The 21,812-nt window shown below is 60.9% G+C and carries 18 protein-coding genes; 10 read left to right on the top strand and 8 right to left on the bottom strand.

Going from position 1 to position 21,812, the window contains the following annotated elements; all coding sequences use genetic code 11:
- The first annotated feature begins 59 nt into the window (after window positions 1-59).
- The 4 genes from ABNX08_RS39780 to ABNX08_RS39765 all read left to right on the top strand — a co-directional run bounded on the left by ABNX08_RS39780 (window position 60) and on the right by ABNX08_RS39765 (window position 4,808).
- Window positions 60-1,274 (top strand): acyl-CoA dehydrogenase family protein, encoded by a 1,215-nt coding sequence (locus ABNX08_RS39780; protein WP_349607759.1) that lies wholly within the window; start codon window positions 60-62, stop codon window positions 1,272-1,274.
- A gap of 66 nt (window positions 1,275-1,340) precedes the next feature.
- The gene (locus ABNX08_RS39775; protein ID WP_349607761.1) at window positions 1,341-2,585 is read left to right on the top strand and encodes a CoA transferase; all 1,245 of its coding nucleotides are present in this window, start codon (window positions 1,341-1,343) and stop codon (window positions 2,583-2,585) included.
- A 248-nt stretch (window positions 2,586-2,833) separates the two neighbouring features.
- Entirely contained in the window at window positions 2,834-3,661 is an 828-nt protein-coding gene (locus ABNX08_RS39770) for a tripartite tricarboxylate transporter substrate-binding protein (RefSeq protein ID WP_349607763.1), read from the top strand.
- Window positions 3,662-3,725: 64 nt separating this feature from the next.
- A complete protein-coding gene (locus ABNX08_RS39765; protein ID WP_349607765.1) occupies window positions 3,726-4,808 on the top strand; it encodes a porin in 1,083 nt (360 codons plus the stop codon).
- On the opposite strand, the gene ABNX08_RS39760 is transcribed toward ABNX08_RS39765, so the two are convergent.
- Entirely contained in the window at window positions 4,796-5,827 is a 1,032-nt protein-coding gene (locus ABNX08_RS39760) for a LysR family transcriptional regulator (RefSeq protein ID WP_349607767.1), read from the bottom strand. The genes ABNX08_RS39765 and ABNX08_RS39760 overlap by 13 nt on opposite strands.
- A gap of 98 nt (window positions 5,828-5,925) precedes the next feature.
- On the opposite strand from ABNX08_RS39760, the gene ABNX08_RS39755 reads away from it, so the two are divergent.
- Together ABNX08_RS39755 and ABNX08_RS39750 are read left to right on the top strand one after the other, a co-directional pair.
- Window positions 5,926-6,426: a cupin domain-containing protein gene (locus ABNX08_RS39755; RefSeq protein ID WP_349607769.1), complete on the top strand. Its 501-nt coding sequence runs from the start codon at window positions 5,926-5,928 to the stop codon at window positions 6,424-6,426.
- Window positions 6,404-7,213 carry a carboxymuconolactone decarboxylase family protein gene (locus ABNX08_RS39750; protein ID WP_349607771.1) on the top strand — a complete coding sequence of 270 codons (810 nt, stop codon included), beginning with the start codon at window positions 6,404-6,406 and terminating at the stop codon, window positions 7,211-7,213. Before ABNX08_RS39755 ends, ABNX08_RS39750 begins: the two co-directional genes overlap by 23 nt.
- Before the next feature lie 221 nt (window positions 7,214-7,434).
- Here the strand turns inward: ABNX08_RS39750 and ABNX08_RS39745 are convergent, their stop codons facing one another.
- A complete protein-coding gene (locus ABNX08_RS39745; RefSeq protein ID WP_349607773.1) occupies window positions 7,435-8,565 on the bottom strand; it encodes an MFS transporter in 1,131 nt (376 codons plus the stop codon).
- Window positions 8,566-8,935: 370 nt separating this feature from the next.
- On the opposite strand from ABNX08_RS39745, the gene ABNX08_RS39740 reads away from it, so the two are divergent.
- Both ABNX08_RS39740 and ABNX08_RS39735 read left to right on the top strand, forming a co-directional pair.
- A complete protein-coding gene (locus ABNX08_RS39740; protein WP_349607775.1) occupies window positions 8,936-9,418 on the top strand; it encodes a (2Fe-2S)-binding protein in 483 nt (160 codons plus the stop codon).
- A complete protein-coding gene (locus ABNX08_RS39735) occupies window positions 9,415-11,721 on the top strand; it encodes a molybdopterin cofactor-binding domain-containing protein (RefSeq protein ID WP_349607777.1) in 2,307 nt (768 codons plus the stop codon). The genes ABNX08_RS39740 and ABNX08_RS39735 overlap by 4 nt, the downstream gene beginning before the upstream one ends.
- Here ABNX08_RS39735 and ABNX08_RS39730 read toward each other — a convergent pair.
- Complete coding sequence (locus ABNX08_RS39730; protein ID WP_349607779.1) at window positions 11,718-12,626, bottom strand: LysR family transcriptional regulator; 909 nt, start codon at window positions 12,624-12,626, stop codon at window positions 11,718-11,720. The genes ABNX08_RS39735 and ABNX08_RS39730 overlap by 4 nt on opposite strands.
- A 514-nt stretch (window positions 12,627-13,140) precedes the next feature.
- Complete coding sequence (locus ABNX08_RS39725; RefSeq protein WP_349607781.1) at window positions 13,141-14,058, bottom strand: LysR substrate-binding domain-containing protein; 918 nt, start codon at window positions 14,056-14,058, stop codon at window positions 13,141-13,143.
- Between the two features lie 261 nt (window positions 14,059-14,319).
- Here ABNX08_RS39725 and ABNX08_RS39720 point away from each other — a divergent pair, with 261 nt between their 5' ends.
- On the top strand, window positions 14,320-15,744 hold the full coding sequence (locus ABNX08_RS39720; protein ID WP_349607783.1) for an MmgE/PrpD family protein: 1,425 nt from the start codon (window positions 14,320-14,322) through the stop codon (window positions 15,742-15,744).
- A 76-nt stretch (window positions 15,745-15,820) separates the two neighbouring features.
- Complete coding sequence (locus ABNX08_RS39715; protein WP_349607785.1) at window positions 15,821-16,876, top strand: tripartite tricarboxylate transporter substrate binding protein; 1,056 nt, start codon at window positions 15,821-15,823, stop codon at window positions 16,874-16,876.
- A 523-nt stretch (window positions 16,877-17,399) separates the two neighbouring features.
- Here ABNX08_RS39715 and ABNX08_RS39710 read toward each other — a convergent pair.
- From ABNX08_RS39710 to ABNX08_RS39695, 4 genes are all read right to left on the bottom strand, one after another.
- Complete coding sequence (locus ABNX08_RS39710; RefSeq protein WP_349607787.1) at window positions 17,400-17,852, bottom strand: hypothetical protein; 453 nt, start codon at window positions 17,850-17,852, stop codon at window positions 17,400-17,402.
- 931 nt (window positions 17,853-18,783) lie between these two features.
- The gene (locus ABNX08_RS39705; protein ID WP_349607789.1) at window positions 18,784-19,830 is read right to left on the bottom strand and encodes a phosphotransferase family protein; all 1,047 of its coding nucleotides are present in this window, start codon (window positions 19,828-19,830) and stop codon (window positions 18,784-18,786) included.
- On the bottom strand, window positions 19,827-20,606 hold the full coding sequence (locus ABNX08_RS39700) for an SDR family oxidoreductase (protein ID WP_349607791.1): 780 nt from the start codon (window positions 20,604-20,606) through the stop codon (window positions 19,827-19,829). Before ABNX08_RS39700 ends, ABNX08_RS39705 begins: the two co-directional genes overlap by 4 nt.
- Window positions 20,603-21,793: an acyl-CoA dehydrogenase family protein gene (locus ABNX08_RS39695; protein ID WP_349607793.1), complete on the bottom strand. Its 1,191-nt coding sequence runs from the start codon at window positions 21,791-21,793 to the stop codon at window positions 20,603-20,605. The genes ABNX08_RS39700 and ABNX08_RS39695 overlap by 4 nt, the downstream gene beginning before the upstream one ends.
- Window positions 21,794-21,812: the final 19 nt, after the last annotated feature.

The following is a 21,812-nucleotide window of genomic DNA, read 5'->3' as shown; positions in this document are numbered from 1 at the left end:
CCGAACGCTTCCGCGATTTGCGGGGCGCGGTAACGTCATAGCGAATGAGGAGATTGGTGATGGTTGACCTGCACGGAGAGGACATAGCTGCGATACGTGACAGCGTGATCCGGTTTATGGAGCGTGAGGTCGTGCCCGTGATGGACGGCTTCGAGGCGCGCAAGGAGATGCCGCGCGAGCTGGTCAGGAAGGCAGGGGAAGCCGGGTTCTTCGGGTCGCTGTTCCCGGAAGAGGTGGGTGGCACCGGCACAGGCTACCTGGCCGCCGTCGTGATCCTGGAAGAGCTGGCCCGGATGGATGTGCGCTTTGCTTGCTGCAGCAACCAGCAGTCGGGCACTTGTCCCGCCGGCATATACCTTGCCGGTACGGAAGAGCAGGTGCGCCGCTACGTGCCGCGCCTGGTGGGCGGCGAGATCATCGGCATGATGTCTCTGACCGAGGCCGGCGGCGGCTCGGACGCATTGGGCAACATGAAGACCACGGCACGACGCGTCGGTGACAAGTACATCCTGAACGGGTCCAAGATGTGGGCGTCGCTCGGCAACGAATGCGACGCCGGCATCCTGCTGGCCAAGACCGATCCCAGTGCCGGCGCGAAAGGCGTAACTGCGTTCATCGTCGAACCCAAGAAGTATCCGGGGTTCACCGCGCATCCGATTGACACGATGGGCCTGTCCAAATCTTTCCGGACAGCTGCGCTCTACCTGGACGACTTCGTTGTACCGGTTGAAAACCGGCTCGGCGAAGAAGGCGAGGGCTTCAAGATCATCATGCGCGCGCTGGAGTCGGGGCGCGCGGTGGTCGGCGCGCTTGCGCTTGGCATTGCCCGCGCGTGCTTCGAGGATGCCGTGCGCTACGCCAACGAACGGATGGTCCGTGGCAGCCCGCTGGGCCGCTACCAGATGATCCAGGCGGATATCGCCGAGATGGCAGTCGCGATCGAGGCTAGCCGCGCACTGCTCTACAAGACGGCCCAGCACATGGATGCGGGATTGCCCACCAATCGGCTGGCGTCGATGGCAAAGTACCATGCCTCGCAGACCGCGAAGATGTGCGCGGACAAGGCGCAGCAGATCTTTGGCGGCTACGGCCTCGCAGTGGAATACCGGATCTCCCGCTACAAGTGCTTCGCAGACATGATGTTCACGGGCGAGGGTTCCGCGAATGTGCAGAAGATCATCATTGCTGAGGACGCGCTGGGCTATAAGTCGGCGGACAGGCACCATGGCACGTCAAAGCTCAGAACCTTGCGCAAGGATCCGGTCACTGGGTGACCGGTAGCCACGGCAAGGCGTTTGCAGGCGGATCGGTTCCGTCCGTCACACTCTATCCATACAGCTATGTTGACCAACATCTCGCGACCCCTGCATGGCATCCGCGTGCTCGACCTAACCGTGGCGCTTTCCGGTCCGTACGCGACCCTGATCCTTGGCGGGCTTGGCGCGGAAGTGATCCGGGTAGAAGCCCCGGGCGGAAGCGATATCTCGAGTTCGAATCCGCCGTCGGTTGGCAAGGCCGGCATCAACTTCGGGCCGAATCCGGAAGGCGATCTGTCGCTGACCACGCTGAGCCGTGCCCGCAACAAGAAGAGCGTCACCCTCGACCTCAAGACTGAACGCGGGCGCGAGATTCTGATGCGCCTGGCGGCGGAATGCGACGTGGTCGTGGAAAACATGAGCGAAGGCACGGCCGCACGGCTCAAGGTCGACTACGAGCACCTGCGGCAGGCGAACTCGCGCATTGTCTACGCCTCCATCAAGGCCTTCGGCGAGCCCAGCGAATACCCCAGTCTCAAGGGCATGGACATCATTGTCCAGGCGCTCAGCGGTGTCATGGAGGCGACGGGCTTTGCTGATGGCCCGCCCACGCGGCTGGGCATTCCCGTTGCCGACTTGCTGGCGCCGATGTTTGCCGTGCAGGGCATCCTCGCCGCGCTCATTCAGCGGGGCCGCACAGGGGAAGGACAGCAGATCCAGGTGTCAATGCTGGATTGCCTGGCGTCCTGGGTCGCTGAAGAGCACTTCGATGTGCTGTGCAGGGATGGACAGCCAACGCGCACGGGCAATTCCCTCGACCGGCTCGCGCCATTCGGCGTGTATCCCACAAAGGACGGCCACGTGGCGATCGTGGCGTTTCGTCCTGACTGGATGAAGGCGCTGCTGGAAGTCGTCGGACGGCCGGAGCTTGTGGACGACCCGCGCTTCGCCACGCGTGGCCCGCGGCTGCAGCACGCAGCGGAACTCAATACCGTCATCCAGGCCTGGACGCAGACCGTCACTTCGGAACACGTGGTTGATGTGCTGCTGGAACAACGGGGCATTCCCGCAGCGAAGATCCGGACCCCGCACGAAGTCGTGCAAGACCCGTCCCTCCATGAAAGCGGCGCGGTGACCAGGCTGAAGCATCCACGATACGGCGATGTGGCCGCGACCAGCATGGGCCTGCCGATCCGGTTTTCGGCCAGCGTCGCGCAGTTCGACCAGCCGGCGATGGAGTTGGGCTCGTCGAACGAAGAGGTGTATGGCCAATTGCTCGGCTTTTCCGGGGAAGAGATTGACGCGCTGCTAAAGCAAAGGGTCATCTAGGCATTCGCTGCCGTGCGGCGTGCAGCCGAGGCCTGTGACCTCGAAGGCCAGGCTGGATAACGATAATCAACGGAGACAAAACCATGATATTCACGAAGGCAATCAGGACTTTTCTCGTCCCATTTGGTATTGGGATCGCTGGCATGCTGGGGACCCCGTTCGCAGCGGCTGCGGAATGGGCCCCGTCCCGGCCGGTCAAGCTGATCGTCCCCTCGACGCCTGGCGCCGGTGCCGACATTACCGCGCGCTTGTTCGGCGAGCGGCTTGCCGTCGCGCTGGGCCAACCGGTGGTGGTGGAAAACCGCGGTGGCGCGGGCGGCCTCGCCGGCGCGGAGGCGGGCGCGAAGAGCGCACCGGACGGGCAGACACTGGTGCTCGGTTCGGATTACGCGCTCACGATCTACCCCCAATTGGCGAAGACCCCATACGATCCGGTCAAGGACTTCGTGCCAGTCGGCCTGATCGCCAATGTGCCGATGGTACTAGTGGTCAATCCGAACAAGGTCGGCGCCCGCAACGTCAAGGAATTGATTGCACTGGCCAAGGCAAATCCCGGAAAATTCACCATTGCCTCCGCCGGCAACGGTTCGTCCCATCACCTGGCGGCGGAGTACTTTAAGCACCAGACCGGGATTGACCTGCTGCATGTTCCGTACAAGGGTGCCGCACCGGCGATGACCGACGTCCTCGGTGGGCAGGCCGACATGATGTTCGTCAGCCCGGTCACGGCGTTGCCCTACCTCAAGTCCGGAAAGCTGAAGGCGCTTGGCGTCTCGGTGCCGCACCGCATTCCCGTGCTGCGCGACGTGCCTACGCTGGATGAGGCTGGCGTGCCGAATTTCGATATCGGGATCTGGTTCGGCTTCCTCTATCCGGCGCGCACGCCGCCGGGCGCGATCTCCCGGGTGAATGCAGAACTGCAGAAGATCGTCCAGATGCCGGAAGTGCGCTCCCGGTTGGATGAAATGGGTTACACACCGGTTGGCGGGACGCCGGAGATGCTGGCAAAGCGGATCGAAAAAGACTCGGCAACCTACCGCAAGCTGATCCACGACGCCAAGATCAAACTTGACTAAGGGAAGCCGCATTCCCGGCAATGCCAGCGAAATAACAACGACAGATAGAGCAGGGAGGAGATTCATGAACAAGCATTACGCCGCCGCATTGCTGGCGGTCGCAGCACCCTTTGCCGCACCGATTGCCAGCGCGCAGAGTTCGGTCACACTGTACGGTGTGGCGGACATCGGCATCGAGTTTCTCAATCATGCCAATGTGAACGGCAATACGCTGACACGCATGAGCTCTGGCAATGTATCGGGTTCGCGCTGGGGATTGCGCGGTACGGAAGACCTGGGCGGCGGGCTCAAGGGGCTTTTTGTGCTGGAGAGCGGCTTCGATCTCGACACTGGTGTGATGAGCCAGGGTGGCCGCTTATTTGGCCGGCAAGCCTTCGTCGGGCTGGAGCACCAGTGGGGCAGGCTGACGCTGGGCCGGCAGCAGAACACTCTGTATGACCTGCTGATCAACTACGAACCGATGGTGCTGGCGGCGCGCTATTCAGCGCTTGGTTTCGATTCCACGCTGGTCGGCCGCTATGACAACACGGCCAAATACACGGGAAAATTCGGGCCGGTCACCGCGACCGCATTTTACAGCTTTGCGCGCGGCACGACTGTGACCACTGCAACTGGCAGCACCATCGCCAGCGAGACGCCCGGCGACGTCAAGAGCGACCGGGCGTTCGGTGGTGGGGTGGAGTATGCAAGCGGCCCGTTCGGCGCAACGGTCATATACGACCAGCAGCAAGGCACACGCGGCAACACTGGTCAGAATTCCGCACAGGCCGACCGCCGCATCGCCGCTGCGGCGAACTTCTCTTTCGGCAATTCGACGATTCTGGCGGGATACCGCTGGTTCAATGGCGACATCGGCGGAGCGCGCCGCAACGACCTGTTTTGGTTGGGCTACCGGTACAAGGCGACTGAGGCCCTCACCCTGACTGGCGCGGGTTACTACTTCAACAACAAGCGCAACGGCCAAGACCCGTGGGAACTGGTGGCATCGGCCAATTACGCACTTTCCAAGCGGACGGATGCCTTCCTTACCGTTGGCTATGTACATAACAAGGACAACTCGAACCTGGGTCTGAATGGGTTTGGCAGCACCATAACGCCCGGTGCCAGCCAAACAGGAGTGTCCTTGAGTATGCGTCACAAATTCTGAGCAGGGCGAGATTCCAGACCAGTGTCTCCATCCGGGGGAATAAAGTCCTCCAGGACTTCGGGGCCCGGGCCAGAAAGCTTGGGCTCTTTTTCTTTGGCTGCTAACACGACCGTCTCCTTGAGTTCGTCTTCTCGATAACGCAGCGCTTCAATGACGAGTGCGAGCGCCGGCGAGAGGTGACGGCGGCTGGCGTAGTAAAGGTGATAGCCCGGAAACAGTGGCCACCACTCCTCAAGCACCGGCATGAGCCTTCCAGCCTGGATATGAGGCGCCATCAGGTCCAAGGGCACATAAGCGAAGCCCATGCCGTCTAGTGCCGCCTGCAACATCAGAAAGGTGTTATTAAACACTGTCTGACCACTTACTCGCACGTTGAGTGACTGTCCATCACGCTCGAAGTCCCAGGCATACAGGCCGCCATGAGTTGGAAGACGTAGATTGATACACCGATGCTGGGTCAGGTCGTGTGGCGTGGCTGGAATAATCTTGCCGGCCAGGTAATCGGGGGAGGCGGCTACGGCCATGCGCAAGTCCGGCGCAATACGCACGGCAACCATGTCTTTGTCCACGCGGTTCCCCGTACGGACGCCAGCGTCGAAGCGGTGCGCGGCGATGTCCGTGAAGCCGTAGTCGACGCTGAACTCGATTTCAATGTCTGGATATTGCAGCAACAGTGACTGCAGTCGGGGCCAGAGCGCCGTCGCGATGGAGTGGTCATGAGCGGTGATGCGGACCGTACCTGCTGGCTTGTCCCGCATGGCACTGAGCGAGCCCAGTTCTTGTTCTATCTCATCCAGCCGCGGTGCCAGTACGTTTAGCAATCGCAGACCCGCTTCCGTCGTCGAGACGCTACGGGTGGTGCGTGTGAGCAATCGCACACGCAGGCGAGCTTCCAAAGCCAGCATGGCATGGCTCAGCGCCGAACGGGACAATCCCAATTTCGCGGCGGCTCGCGTGAAGCTGCGCTCACGCGCCACGGCAACGAAGGCCTGCAAGTCGTTGAGGTTTTCCTTGGACATTGGTGAATCTCATACACAAGCGTGTTCTGATTTTACAGCCTTCTCAACCAATCAATTGGCCCATACAGTTGTATCGGTCGTCATTTTTCGAGATAAGAATGCCCAACCTTCTGAAAGCCACACTGCTGGTCACTGCCGGCCAGGCCGCCGTAGCTTGCGCCGCGGATCCGCAGATAACCACGCAAGCGAACGCGGTGAGCCAGCAAATTGCCCGAGCCGGGAGCCAGGCGTCGGTGGTAGGCCCGGCCGATTACTTTACGGGCCGGGCAAGGATTGATCCGGTCTGGCCTGCCGACAAAAACATCAATGCTTCGGGCAGTCTGGTGACGTTCGAGCCGGCTGCACGCTCGGCGTGGCACACGCATCCAGCCGGGCAGCGCCTGGTGGTGGTGTCTGGGGTGGGACTCACTCAAGAATGGGGCAAACCTGTTCAGGAAATCCGTCCCGGCGACGTGGTCTGGTGTCCGCCAGGCGTCAAGCACTGGCACGGCGCAGCCGCTGCCACGGCGATGACGCACCTGGCCGTTACCGGCACCGTGGATGGGAAAAATGTCACGTGGATGGAGAAAGTCACCGATGAGCAATATCACGCGCGCTAAACCGAAGAAAACAAGCGGCAGGGGCTCCGTGCTTGCGGTCGCCGTGGGCTTCGGCATGGTCACTACGCTGATACCCGTAGTCTCTAATGCGCAGGAGGGTCCAGCTTTGAATGCTCCCCAAAGTCGCGTGCCAAGCGCGTCGGAAAAGCTCACGGCGCGGCAGCAAGCCATTATCCCTATTGCTGCATTCGGTGCTGCAGGCGACATCGCAAAGCTGAACGCGGCATTAAATCGGGGTCTTGACTCGGGTTTGACGGTGAATGAGGCAAAGGAAATCCTGGTGCAGCTCTACGCTTACGCCGGTTTCCCGCGCAGCCTCAATGCCCTGGCTGAGTTGATGAAGGTGCTTGACGCGCGCAAGCAGCGGGGCGTCCACGACGTGCCCGGCTCAGACCCGAGCCGTGCCGTGCCCAAGGGCGATGCGTTACTGATTGCAGGAACGGCCAACCAGACCAAGTTGTCTGGCGCCCCGGTCAGGGGCGCGCTGTTTGAGTTCGCTCCTGCCATTGACGAATATCTGAAGACCCACTTGTTTGGCGATATCTTCGAGCGCGACAACCTCGACTGGCAAAGCCGCGAACTGGCGACGGTGGGTATGCTTTCCGCTTTGCCGGGGGCTGAATCGCAATTGCAGGCCCACATGCGTATCAGCATGAACGTGGGCCTCACGGCGGGCCAGTTGCGGCAGCTAGTCCAGGTCCTGGGCGATAACGTGGATGCCGATAGCGCTCGTCGTGCGCAGGCAGCGCTGGAGCGGCACCTGGTCCAGTTATCGGGATCGTCGTGAGTTCGGGCACAGCGTCGGTACGATCTGATCTCGTGAGCTTCCTTTCAAGACCTCAAAAATGCAATTAATCGCCAGCCGAGCACCCTGACAGACAATGCTGTTTTGCAGGCGAAGACCGTTATTTCATGTTCGTGAAAGTATGCAGGTTGTAGCCGTCTGCCGTTAGGCATAGGCGCCAACGCTTTGATGGTCATGCAGGAATTTACTGGTGAAGTGAGCGCTCAGGCGGCTTGCGCCGCTTCGGAGCGGAAAGTCAGATGAATTAGTCCGGCGGCAATGAGTAACATCGCTGCACTCGCTTCAAGCGTGCTTTGATAACCAAGCGTGTCAAACAGCACGCCGCCAACTGTGGAGCCAATCGCAATCGAGAGCTGGACGACGGCAACCATGAGCCCGCCACCGACCTCGGCGTGGTGGGGAAACGTACGGGTGATCCAACTCCACCAGCCGACGGGCGCGGCCGTCGCGACCAGCCCCCAGAGCGCCAGCAGCGCGATGGCGGCACCCGCTTGATGGCCGAAAGCGATCAGCGCCAGCACAATGACCGCCATCAGCAAAGGGATCGCAATCAGCGTGGCGTAGAACCCGCGCCTTAGCACCGTGCCGATCAGAGAGGTGCCGATAAATCCCGCCACGCCCATTACAAGCAGGATCAGGGAGAGCGCTGCAGCATCGACTCGCGTCACCGTTTCAAGGAATGGCCTGATGTAGGTGAACAGCGTGAACTGTCCCATGAAAAACACGCCTGCCGCGAGCATGCCTAACGCCACCACCGGCCGCCGCAGGTGTGCGAACGGATTGCCCTGGCCGGCGTGACGAGATTGAACTGGCATGGCAGGCAGGCTGAACCATTGCCATGCGAGCGCGAGCAGGGCAACGGGTACGAGGCAATAGAAGGCCCCGCGCCAGCCAACGACTGCGCCGAGATAGCTGCCCAGCGGCGCGGCAACGACCGTGGCCAGTGCATTGCCGCCATTGAACACGGCCAGCGCACGTGCCACCTGGTGGGGCGGCACCAGCCGCATGGCTGTGGCAGCCGACATCGACCAAAACCCGCCCACGACCACACCGATCAACGCGCGTCCGGTCATGTAAGCGAGGTACGTCGGTGCCAACGCGATGATGGCGCCGGACAAGGCCATCACGCCTGTGAGGCCAAGCAGCAGGGTCTTCCGGTTCATGCTGCCGGCAAGGAAAGAGATGAAAAGGCTCGTGACGACGGCAAAAGCACCGGAGATGGCGATGCCTTGGCCTGCCATCCCTTCCGTGACGTGCAGGTCGGCGGCCATTGGGGTCAGCAGGCTGACCGGCATGAACTCGGAGGCGATCAATGCAAAGACGCAGAGCGTCATTGCGAAGACGCCGCTCCAGTACGCCCGAGGAGAAGGGGTCCGATGTGCGGAAGCGGGTGAAAGGTGGCGACCGGTTGAGCGGGCAGCAACTGCGTCCAGGCTGGTATTGCGCGGGGTGGCTCTGGTTTGATGAAGAACTGATTTTTCCATGGTGCGACATCTTGCTAAGGAATGGCGCGCCCGACTAGATCATGAATACTCAAAGCCTTTATGAAATGCACTCATGAACACCCTATGGCAGACTCCGGCTCCATCGACGTGCCGGTAATGCACATTCATGAAGAGGATTCATAAGCGTATGCAGGACCGGCACATTAATCGGGCCGCGCTTTTCCGCTACCATCCCGCGAACTCCAGCCACTAATTGCCGATGACATCGCTCAAGATCAATGGTCAGGTTCATGATGTCGACCTGTCCCCCGACACCCCATTGCTGTGGACGCTCCGTGATGCGTTGGGCTTCACGGGCACGAAATTCGGATGTGGCATGGCGCTGTGCGGCGCCTGTACCGTCCACGTCGACGGACAGGCGGTGCGCTCCTGTGTGACGCCGATTTCCGCGGTGGGTGGGAAGGCGGTGCGCACGATCGAAACGATGGATGCGGATCGGGTGGGCAAGGCCGTGCAGGACGCGTGGGTAGAGCTCGGCGTGGCGCAGTGCGGCTATTGCCAGGCGGGCCAGATCATGACGGCCACCGCGCTGCTGAAAAGCAATCCGAAGCCGACCGACGCGCAGATCGTCGCCGCGATGAGCGGCAATCTCTGCCGATGCGGTACCTATACTCGCATCAATGCCGCCGTGCGGCTGGCATCGTCACGGCTCCAGGGCAACAAGACGGGGGCCAAGGCATGACGCGCACCGATATTCAGCTGTTGGAGCAACCGGCTCGCCGCCGTCTTTTGCAGGCCGGCGCGGCGTTTGCGTTGTCCGTCCAGTTCGGCGGCCTGATCGCAAAGGCCGATGCCGCTGAAGGGGAGAAGAAGTACGGCGCCGCCTCGATGCCGGGCGGCGTGGTGGACAACCCGCTGGTCTTCGTGTCGCTCGCGCGCGACGGCACCGTGACGATCGTCGCGCATCGCGCCGAGATGGGCACCGGCGTGCGGACCAGCCTGCCGATGGTGGTGGCCGACGAGATGGAAGCCGACTGGAGCCGCGTGAAGATCGTGCAGGCCGATGCGAATGAGGCCCGCTATGGCAGCCAGAATGTGGACGGCTCGCGCAGCATGCGGCATTTCCTGGCGCCGATGAGCCGCGTGGGCGCGTCGGCGCGCCAGATGCTCGAAGGCGCCGCCGCCGCGCAATGGAAAGTGCCGGTGGCCGAGGTGCAGGCGCGCAACCACGAAGTCATTCATCTGCCCACGGGCCGCCGGCTCGGCTATGGTGAATTGGCGGAAGCCGCCATGCGGCAGCCGGTGCCGCAGCACAGCCAGCTCCGGCTCAAGCAGCCCGACGCGTTCCGCTACATCGGCAAGGGCAAAATCGTACCAACCGACAGCCGCGATATTGCGCAGGGCAAGGCCACCTACGGCATCGACGTACGGCTCCCCGGCATGGTCTACGCTGTCATAGCGCGGCCGCCCGTGTACGGCGGCAGGCTGCGCAAGGTCGACAGCACCGACGCCATGAAGGTACCCGGCGTGTTGCGCGTGGTCGAACTGAAGCGCTACGACGGTCCGCCGCTGTTCAACCCCGTTGGGGGCGTTGCCGTGGTGGCGACGAATACCTGGGCGGCAATGCAGGGGCGCGCCGCGCTCAAGCTCGAATGGGACGATGGCGCGAACGCGGGCTACGAATCAGACGCGTTCCGCCGTACCCTCGAGACGGCGGCGCGCCAGCCCGGCAAGGCGTTGCGCAACGATGGCGATGCCGTGGCAGCGCTATCGTCTGCCAACGGCCAGCGCAAGGTTTCGGCCGAGTACTACATCCCCCATCTTGCCCACGCGTCGATGGAGACACCGGTGGCCACGGCGCGTTTCGTCGATGGCAAATGCGAGATCTGGGCGCCGTCGCAGGCGCCGCAGGGCGCCCTGGAAAGCGTGGCCATGCATGTCGGGCTCGAGGCGAAGGATGTGACGTTGCATCTGACGTTGCTGGGCGGGGGGTTCGGCCGCAAGTCGATGGCAGACTTCATCTCCGAAGCGGCGCTTGTTTCCAAGGCGATGGGTGGTACGCCAGTCAAGCTGCAATGGACGCGTGACGATGACATTCGGCATGACTACTATCACACGGTATCGGTCGAGCGCATGGAGTCGCTACTGGATGCCAGCGGCAAGCCTGCAGCATGGCTTCACCGGTCCGCCGCCCCCACCATCGCCTCCACGTTCAAGGTCGGCGCGCAAGGCAAGGCCGCGTTTGAGGCGGCGATGACGGCCATCAACATCCCGTTCCAGATCCCGTCGATCCGGCTGGAGTCGGCCGATGTGCCGGCGCACACGCGCATCGGCTGGTTCCGCTCGGTGTCAAACATTCCGCACGCCTTTGCCGTGCAGAGCTTTGTCGCCGAACTCGCGCACCAGGCGGGCAGGGACCCGAAAGACTACCTGCTTGAGCTGATCGGGCCGCCGCGGAAGATCGATCCTGCAACGCTATCTGACAGCTGGAACTACAGCGAATCGCCGGACCTGTATCCACTCGACACTGGCCGCATGCGGCGGGTGATCGAGGAAGCTGCGCGGCGGGCGGGCTGGGGCCGCAAGCTGCCGAAAGGCCATGGCCTGGGTATCGCCATGGCATACAGCTTCGTCACGTATGTGGCGACCGTCGTCGAAGTCGCCGTCGATGCCAAAGGCCAGCTCTCGATCCCGCGTGTCGATATGGCAATCGACTGTGGTCCGCAGGTCAACCCGGAGCGCATCCGATCGCAAGTGGAAGGCGGCTGCGTGATGGGCGTGAGCCTTGCCATGCTTGGCGAAATCTCGTTCCAGCAAGGCCGCGTGCAGCAAAGCAATTTCCACGACTTCGAGCTGCTGCGCTCGCATATGGCCCCGCGCGCCATCCGCACGTGGATGGTCGGCGGTGATTTCGACGTGCCGCCAGGCGGCGTCGGCGAGCCCCCGGTGCCGCCAGTGGCGCCTGCGTTGTGCAATGCCATTTTTGCCGCCACCGGCAAGCGGATCCGCTCGCTGCCGATCCGCGACCAGCTTGCGCAGGCCTAGCGGCGTGCGCTCTCCGGGCGGGATCGGATCGCGTCGATGACAATCTTCAAGGCGCGCGAAGACTGGCGGCGGCTTGGGTAGAACGCGTGATAGCCGGGGAAGGTCGGACACCAATCGTCCATGACACGGACGAGGCGGCCGGCCTCCACATACGGCTGGACCAGCGGATAGGGCAGGAACGTCAGCCCAAATCCATCCAGCGCTGCGTTCAGCATCTGGTTGACGCTGTTGCAAACGAGCTGGCCCTCGACGCGCGCCTGCAGTTTCCTCGCGCCCTTTGCCAGTTCCCAGGCATAGAGGCCGCCGCTCGTTGCAAGCCGCAGGTTAATGCAGCGCTGGTCCAGCAGGTCACGCGGCGTGGCAGGCTTGTCGCGGCCCTTGAAGTAGGCAGGCGCGCCAACGATGGCCATTTTCACATCGGGGCTGATGCGAACCGCGATCATGTCCTTCTCGATCTGGTCGCCGAAGCGCACACCAATGTCGTAGCGTTCGCCGACGATATTGGTAAGCCCATAGTCGACGGTCAGCTCGACGTTCAGCTCGGGGTATTGCGGCAGCACCTTCGCCAGGCGCGGCCAGATGATGGCGTCGATCGGATGGTCCACCGCCGTGATGCGGATCGTGCCAGCTGGCCGTTCGCCGAGTTCCGCCACTGCGGACAGGTCCGCTTCAATCTCTTCGAACTTCGGGCCCAGGGAGCGAATCAGCCATTCGCCCGCGTCGGTCGTGGACACGCTGCGCGTGGTCCGGGTCAGCAGCCGAACGCCAAGCCTGGCTTCGAGGCTGCGAATGGTATGGCTCAGCGCCGATTGAGTAACGCCGAGTTTGGCTGCCGCGCGCGTAAAGCTGTGCTCCTTCGCGACGGTGATCAATGCCAGCAGGTCGTTGAAGTTATGGCGGGGCATGGTTGTCTACTCGAAGATTCGGATAGCAGTGGCGGCACACCACCGCGGCAATGATGAGGGGGTTTCATCAATGCGTTCGCTATTGTTCAGTCCCGAGTCAGCAGGCGCAAGAATTTTTGAAAGACCGAATGCCCTGTGGCGAGAATGGCATGCAAATGGGTGGCACCCGGCTGTGGAAATTGCATCTATAAGGGCTACTCGCGAAATATAGAGCAGGTCGATGATTCTAACTGCCCTTCAGAGCCGGTACCGCTCATGGGTGGCTTCATACCGCGCATCCTCATCGCTATGCGGGTATCCACTCGTCGTTGACAGTGAGCTATGCCGAAGTCGTAGTGCAAAAAAGCCGGCGATCCTGTGCGAGCCGGGGGGTGGCACAGCTAGCGGGCAGAGATACTAGCCAGCAAATTCCCTGGGCTTCGTACTGAGGCCCCATTCCCGCAGTCACGATGCAATATTGAGTAACTCCTTTAGCAACTTGCAGCGCGCCCCGTCCGCAAATTGGAAAGTGGAATCAGGCAATGGCTCCCTTGCGGCGGGGTGCAGGCCGCGACGAAGCAAAGCGGCGGATGCCAGCCAGCAAGGCTTCCAAGCCGGGGGCCATGCGCTCGGCATCCCACACGAAATACGCGTAGCGGCGCGGCAGGACCTGGCTCAATGGCACGAACACGACACCGGGCAGCGGGATGTGTGCCAGCGACTCAAGCACGAAGCCGATGCCCAGCCCGCGCGAGACGAGATGAAGTGTGCTCATTGCGCCTTCTGATTCAAACGAGATATGCGGATAGAAGCCCGCCATGGCGCACGCGCCGATCAGCTGGTCATGCGTATTGGGAGCGCGGTCGCGGGTGGGAATGACAAAACACTCGTCACGCAACAACTCGATGTCGATCGTCTTGCGGCTGGTCAACTGATGGCCTACCGGCAGGCACAGGACGAAGCGGTCCTCGAACAGCTGTATGTACTCCAGCCCTGTAGGAGGCACCGGGAAGTTCAATAAGCCGGCGTCGAGCCTGCCGGAGCGAACAAGATCGGTCTGGCTTTGCGATGTTGTCTCGCGCATCACGATCTCTATTTCGGGATGGTCGCGGCGACAGTCCAGGATGACTTGATCCAAACCGCCTTGCAGCACCGGCCCCGAGAACCCGACTTCGATGCGCCCTGCCTTACCCTCGGCCAGTGATCGCGCGAAGCTCTCTGTGCGTGCTGCGTGGCTCAGCATTTCGCGGGCGGACTTCAGCATTAGTTCGCCGGCGAGCGTGATGCGCACCTTCTTGCTGTCGCGGTCGAAGAGCCGCACGCCGAAATGCTCTTCCAACCTTGCAATGCTCCCGCTCAAGGCGGGCTGGCTGATGCACAACCTATCTGCGGCGCGCCCGAAATGCATGTCTTCCGCCAGGGCGACGAAGTGGCGCAGTTGTCTGAATTCCATGTGGATCGCCGCCTCGGCCAATCAACGATAAGGAAAAATGATCGTCCGATGGAAATTTGCGATTGGACTGCTCGGGCGCCAGTCTACACAATTCTTCAAAAGTGCGGTGGATCGGGACTTTCCCTATAGAAAACAGGCATTCTAGCCTATGCGGCCGGGGTTTCCTGTTGTTCCTGCCAGCGATAAGTGGATTGTCGCGCTCCATGCCCTGACTGATTCGTTCTGAACAAACTGGAGCCGTGCCACGGCTCAGGAGAAACCATGACCACCGTTGTCGAAAAGCTGGCGAACTTTGCCTCGGAGACTCGCTTCGAAGACCTGCCGGGCCCTGTCATCGAGGAGAGCAAGCGCCTGCTGCTTGATGCCGCCGGCTGTGCGCTAGCTGGTCACAGCCATTCCAAGGGGACCATCGGTGTTGCCCTTGCCCGCAGGCTGGGGGCTGGGACGCCGGGCGCGCAGGCTACGATCATCGGGACTGGCGAGCGCGTGTCGGCTGTTGCCGCCGGATTTGCCAATGGAGAGCTGACTAACGCATTGGACTTCGATGCCATTCTCCCACCAGGGCATGTCAGTCCCTATGTGATTCCGGGCGCGCTAGCCGAGGCGGAGGCTCAACGGCGTTCCGGCAAAGATCTGCTCTGTGCTGTTGCGATTGGTCATGAGATCTCAAATCGCATCGGCAAGGCGCTGGACTACCTTCGCGATATCAAGGACGGAAAGATTTGTCCGCCGCCAGTGAACGGCTTCTCCAGCACGGTTTTCGGCGCCGCCGCGGCGATCGGCAGAGTGAAAGGGTACTCGAGCGAGATGCTGGCCAATGCCATCGGGATCACTGGGAGCATGTCGCCGGTCAATGCGCAATGGTCGTGGTCGGTACACACGCCGACCGCATCGGTGAAATACGCCGTGGCCGGCGCGCTGGTGCAGACTGCAATGACCGGCGCATGGCTCGCTGAACTCGGCCATACCGGTGATGTGCAGTTGCTCGACGACCCGGAGTGCGGCTGGCGCCGGATGATTGGAAGCTCGCGCTGGGCACCTGAGCACATCACCGATGAGTTGGGCCAGGCGTGGCGATTCCCGTCCGAGCAGGCTTACAAGCCATATCCTCACTGCCGGATTTTGCATGCGCCGCTCGACGCGCTGGCCGAGATTCTGGAAGGCAACGATATCCGCCCTGCCGAAATAGAAGGGATCACGGCATGGGTCGAGGGATTTGTGATGCAACCGCTGTGGCTGAACCGCAAGATCGAGCATGTGACGCAGGCGCAATTCAGCATCGCGCATGGTCTAGCGGTTGGCGCCCACCGGATTCCGCCCGGTAAGGCGTGGCAGTCTCACGAAGTGGTATTCGATCCTTCCGTGCTGGCCTTGATGGACAAGATCGAATGTGCGGTCCATCCCGACTACGAAAAACTGCTGACCAGCAACGCGGCCAGCCGCCCAACGCGCATCGAGGTTCGTGCTCGTGGCAAGACCTTTGTGGCGGAACGGCGATATCCGAAAGGCAGCCCATCTCCCGAGCCGGGGACGACGATGACTAACGAAGAGCTCGCCGCCAAGTTCGCACGCAATGCCGAGGGTGTCATTTCGGATCGGAATGTCGACCAGTTCGTCAATCGCTTGTGGACGATTGAAGCAATGACGGATGTCGGCGAGCTTGTCCAGCTCCTGGGGAAGCAATAGGACGCGTTTGTTAACTCGCGCGTGGGCAGCGAGTCCAGGTCATCAAAACTATATTCAAAGCAAAGGAGACAGGATCATGAATCCAGAAAGGTTCGCTACAGCCGTCATGAGGAAGCGGCAAGACATTGCACTCGCATCGTCGCACGGCGTTCGGCGCAGCCCAGGCGCGAGACAAATCGTGCTCGGCTGTGTGCTGGTGTTGGCAAGTGCAGCCGGAGCGGCTTCGGCGGAAGGCTACCCCGACAAAGGCCGGCCAATCAAGATGATCGTCGGCACCGGTGCTGCCAGTGCGGTCGACATGCTGGCGCGTGCGTTGGGCAAGAGCATGTCGGATGAAGCAGGGCTGAACGTGATCGTCGAAAACAAGCCTGGAGCCGAGTTGTCCATTGGGGTTCGCGCCTTGATGTCATCACCGCCTGATGGCTACACGCTGATGGTGACCAGCAGCTCGTCGCAGACGCTGAACCCGGTCATCATTCCGAACCTAAAGTACGACCCCCTGAAGGATTACACCCCTGTGGCGACGCTTGCTAAGACGGCGCTAGTGATGAACCTCGGCGCGAGCACCGGATCCATGTCCGCGCGCGAATTTATCGAGGCGGCGCGCAAGAGCCCTGGCAAGTACACCTGTGCCACCGGGTCGACCACCCAGCGGATGGCGTGCGAGATGTTGAACACCACGGCCGGCATCAAGCTGCTGACTGTTCCCTACAAGGCTACGGCTTCAGCAATGACCGCGCTGGCCTCCGGCGAGGTCGACGTGATCTTCGTCGACGCGGGTTCCGCCAAGGCCCAATGGCAGAGCGGACGCGTTCGCGGTGCAGCCGTCACGAGCGAGCGCCGGCTTTCAGCGCTGCCCGGCCTGCCGACGCTGCGCGAAGAGGGGGTAGCGAATTTCAACATGGCCGCCTGGTACGCGGTCTACATCCCGAACCAGACGCCTCCCGCGGTGGTGGCAACGATCCGCGAGATTGTGCGCAAGTCGGCGAAGTCACAGCAGTTCGCCGAGGCCATGTCCAACTACGCGATGGAAAGACTGGACCTGACGCAGGAACAGATCAACGATATGACCCGCAGTGAAATCCAGACCTGGACCAAGGCGGTGAACGAGAAAGTCAGGGTAGCCAACTGATCCCAGCGCGGCCAGTGCCACGCGAGCTTATCTCCAATATCCATGGTGCCATGGGGACATGGCACCATGTTGCAGAAATTGGCGCTGGCAACGATTGCCGTCCCAGTCTGCCTTCGCACGGCTACCAGGGCGCTGGCGTAGAGAGGGGGCGCAAAGTGTGGCTGACGCAGCAGCGGGGCAGGCCGGAACAGAAAAATCGTCTCGGCGACGTTTGAGCTCCGCAGCGCCGGTGACCGCGAGAGGGAACATCGCGGTCACCGGCGCGGCACCAGGCGAGGGCTTGAGAAGGTCACCGACCCGCAATACAAGGCAAAAGCACCGGCAATGGCATCCGGGGAAGTCAATGTGATCTCCGTCGATGCACGTTCCGTGAAGGCCCAGCAGAAGGGCAGGCAAGTCCGAAGCGCTGCGGTCGCGAGCGAGCGCCGGACTCCTATCCCGTTCGACCTGACTCGCTACAGGCGGGTACTATGGCCGCTGCTTTATGTGCGGCCGATCCAGTCGCTTCCCCGCTCCATGAAAGCTAATTTCGCGTCGCCGTCTTCTTGACCAGTGCAGTACATCGGAACTTGGCCACCAGTTGTCGCTGCTGGTTATAAACTCTGACTTCGAATTCGATGGCCCCGGCATCGTTGCGGCCGTCCGCACCCTGTAATTCCAGCACCTCGCTTTCGGCGCTCAACGTGTCCGCGTAGCACAAGGCGCGCAATATCCTTACGTCGCAAATCTTCAGTTCACCCAAACTCGTCTCGCTTGTCAGTACACCGATGCCCACCTCGCATGCCCAAGGCACTGCGAAAGAGCCGTGGATGGCCTGCGGCTGCCCACGCAAGCCGTCCTCGCACCGCGATTCCAACTGTTCCGGAATGGCAGGGACGGAGGCAATATCGGCTTTGCTGATAACTTTCCTGGTGTCGTGCAGGTAAGTGTCTCCGACGGCGAAATCCTCGAAGTATCGGCCGGCAGTTTGTGGCATTGAAAGTCCTACGGTAATCATTGTGAGACTCTAGCGACGCTCACCTTGTATCTGCATTGTGAGGGCGCGGAATCGGCGCGGATCAGCGCCCACCCGTCTCCCGAGCGAAGCGATTCGTCAAGCAGGGAGCGTCAATGTACTACTGGCTCGTCTTGACGGCCCACATCGCAAAAGGGTCCGAAGAATGCTTGTACTGTGTCCACATCGCTTTGCAGACCCTGCATTGGTATCCCTGTGCTTCAGAAAGCAAGCTCTGACCAACCCTGAGAAAATACTTGTCCGAGATCGGATGCAACGCATCATGGCCAGTAGCGCAGCGCTTATCGACGCTAAGATGCGTACAGAGTTGACACAAGTCAGTGGCCGACAACAAAGGATTACTCCCGCCTTGTTCATTCCCCGGGGGGTTGTCGGTGGCGGAAGAGGCAACAGGACCGCTCTCCGATAGCCTATCGCCAGTACTGGCTGCGTCGCTCCTCTGCTTGTGCATGCGACGGATTGCTGCCCAGTAGAGAACGAGGACGGAGTCCGATCTCGTGTGCACCGCAGCCTGTCTGCAGCGCTCTCCGTGGTGGTAGAGTGGGAGCCCGAGTTCCGCGGCAGACGCAAAGCATACGACCTGTCCACGTGCATCTGCCTTTTCGATGAGCTCGTTGATGAGGGCTGAAACGTGCGCGAGGTAATTTTCATTGCCATTGCTTGCTTGTTTCAGGGCTTGCCCATGCACCAACGTCGTAATCGCTCCAACCTCTTTCTGCAGCTTGGAAAATGCCTTGGAAAGCGCTCGGAACGATTGGCTCTGACTGCGCATGTGCAACTACCCCTCGCGCCGCGCCGACGTCGAGGGGCTGCGGGGCGAGCTAAATGTCAGCCGGAAACACATGGCCAATCGATTCATTTTAGGTCTCCCTTCCTGCTCTGCCCCAAGTTATCACCTATTGGATTCATACCTTAAGGCGCAGTTCCATCCAATTTCTGCAAGTGGATCAGCCTTTAGCGAAATGTCAACTGCATCGGCAGCCGCTGCGGTACCATCGGCAGCCCGTTGACCAATCCCGCGCAAAATCGCTGCCATACGAAACAGGTTGTAGGCCATATAGAAGTCCCAATGCTCTTCTGGGCTGCGCCCCGTAGCCCGCGCGTACGCCTCGACATACGAAGTTTCAGTCGGAATGCCTAAATTTTCCAGATCTAAGCCGCCGATGCCTCGCCACAACGTCGCGGGGATATGCCAACTCATGCAGTGATAGGCAAAATCTGCCAGGGGGTGACCCAGTGTGGACAACTCCCAATCCAGTACACCAAGTACCTCTGGCTTCGTTGGATGGAATATCAGATTATCGAGCCGAAAGTCTCCGTGAACCAGGGTCGTTTCATCGCCAGGCGGAACGTTCTCAGGCAACCAATCCATCAACCTGCGCATTGCATCGCCCATAGGCAAAGTGGACTCTTTGCTTTGGCGAGACCAGCGAGAAATCTGACGAGCAAAGTAATTGCCGGCTCGACCGTAATCCGAGAGCCCCACGTTGGCCGGGTCAACTGCATGCAGTGTCGCCATCACGCGATTCATTTCAGCGTAGATGTCTGCACGTTCTGTCGATGACATCCCTGGTAGCGATTGGTCTACGAGCACTCGCCCGTCAAGCCAATCCATGACGTAGAAGGGTGTGCCAATGACTTCGGGGTCATCGCAATAAGTATGAACACGCGGTACGGGGACATCGGTTGCCTGGAGGGCGGCCATCACCCGGTACTCGCGGTCAATCGCATGCGCGCCAGGAAGCGTATCGCCGGCCGGCTTCGTTCGGAGCACATAGCACTGCGTGCCAGCATGAACGCGAAACGTGGGGTTAGACTGCCCACCGGACAGTGGTTGGATGCTAATGTCCGCAGTGTGGGTGAGTCCATTGCACCGCAAGTATTCACCCAACCGTATCACGTTGACTTTTGCATTTGAAGCTTGAGAAGATTGGCTCATAGCGAACTCACCAGATGTCCTCCATCGACAGCCAGGCATGCACCGGTCATCGCATTTCCTGCATTACTGGCCAACAGCAATACTGGGCCATCCAAATCTGTCAATTGCATGAAGCGCCTGCTCGGGATTCGCGAACGAAGCTTCTCGCCGGCTTCACTTTCGAGAAACTCTCGGTTCAGGTCCGTCACCACGTAGCCGGGCAGTAGGGCATTCACCCGAATCCCGTGACGTGCCAGTTCCAAGGCCATCGACTTGGTCGCTTGCACGATGCCGGCCTTGCTGATCGCATAAGGCGCTACGCCGCCAGCGACTCGTTCCCCCAGGATAGAGGCAATGTTGACGATAGTTCCCTCCTTTCCGGCTGCCACCAAGCGGCGCGCAGCTTCGGTCGCGACGAGCCAGGCGCCCTTGAGGTTGGTTGTCATGACCTGGTCCCAATCTTCTTCGGTCTGAGCGAGAAGGGCGCGGGTAACAGTGACGCCAGCATTGTTGACGATGACATCTGGCACGCCCCATTCAGCCACTAGCTCGTCAAAGCCGGCACAGACGCTCTTCGCTTGGGTTACATCCAGCGTTAGTGCACGCGCTTGCCCGCCGGCGGCCTGAATCTCCTGCACGCTGGCAGCCAGCTTTTCAGTTCGCCTGCCAGCGAGTACGACTCGCGCACCCGCGCGTGCAAAAAAGCGGCCAAAATGCTGGCCCAATCCGCTCGATGCGCCCGTTACGAGCACCATCTGGCCATCAAGACGAAATCGGTCGAAAACAGACGCGCTCATACAGACTTGCCTTCCTGATGGTTGACGTCAGCCGCGTGCACAATCTTTCGGGCCATGCTCCAACGATGGACTTCGCTGGGACCGTCATAGATTCGGAACGCTCGCATGTCCATGAAGATACGCATCACTGCCTTCTCGCCCGTGACACCCTGGCCTCCAAGAATTTGCACGCTGCGGTCCACCACGCGCCACTGAGCTTCGGAGCACACAACTTTAGCCCTGCTGGACTCGAAGTTGCAGCGATTTCCCTGGTCCAGTAACCAAGCCGTGTGCCAGATGTGGAGGCGAGAGGTTTGTAAATCCATGTCGTTGTCGGCAAGCATGAAGCCGACGCCTTCATGTTCGGCGAGCGGGCGGCCGAACGCGTTGCGCCGGCTGGCATAGTCCACCGCGACGTCGTGAGCCCTGCGCGCCTGACCAAGCCAACGCATGCAATGCGTTAGCCGGGCTGGCGCCAGGCGAACCTGTGCATAGCGAAAGCCCTTGCCAGGCTCGCCGAGAATGTCTTCGTCGGGTACATAGAGATTGTCGAATCTCAGGACGCCATGTCCACCCGTGAAGCAACTGTCCATGGCGTTCATGTTTCGCTCCAGCGTGATACCCGGCTGGTCCATGTCTGCCAGGAACATGGTCGCCGTTCCGTCATCCATGCGCGCCATCACGATGACGTAGTTAGCGCCATCAGCACCAGTGATGAACCACTTTTTGCCGTTTATCCGATAGCCTTTGCCGTCCCTGGTGGCGGTGGTTGCGAGCATGCTGGGATCGGCGCCCGCTCCGGGCGAAGGCTCCGTCATCGCAAAGCAGGAACGCGTCTTCCCCGCGACTTGCGGCCGGAGCCAGCGCTCCTTTTGAGCAGGTGACGCTACCTCGTCCATGAGGTGAATATTTCCTTCGTCCGGCGCATGAATGTTAAGCGCCGTCGGACCTAGGCGCGAATAGCCCGCCTCTTCGAATATCACCGCCTTTGCCATGTGCGACAGCCCCATTCCACCCATTTCGATGGAAGCATGGGGTGTCAGGAGGCCGGCTTCACGTGCACGATCGACCAGCTCACGACGAAGCGATTCGTGAGGGCCATGTGAATCCTGACGCGGGTCGTCTTCCATGGGAATGATGACGTCATGAATGAATGTCCGGGTGGTTTCCTGCAATTTCCGCAGTTCGGAAGAAAGTTCAAAGTTCATCTGATTCCTTACACCTATT

It is taken from the genome of Cupriavidus sp. DF5525 (assembly GCF_040149425.2).
Lineage (GTDB): Bacteria > Pseudomonadota > Gammaproteobacteria > Burkholderiales > Burkholderiaceae > Cupriavidus > Cupriavidus pickettii_A.
The sequence above is the reverse complement of the archived record's forward strand: the minus strand, read 5'-3'. Positions and strand labels throughout refer to the sequence as shown.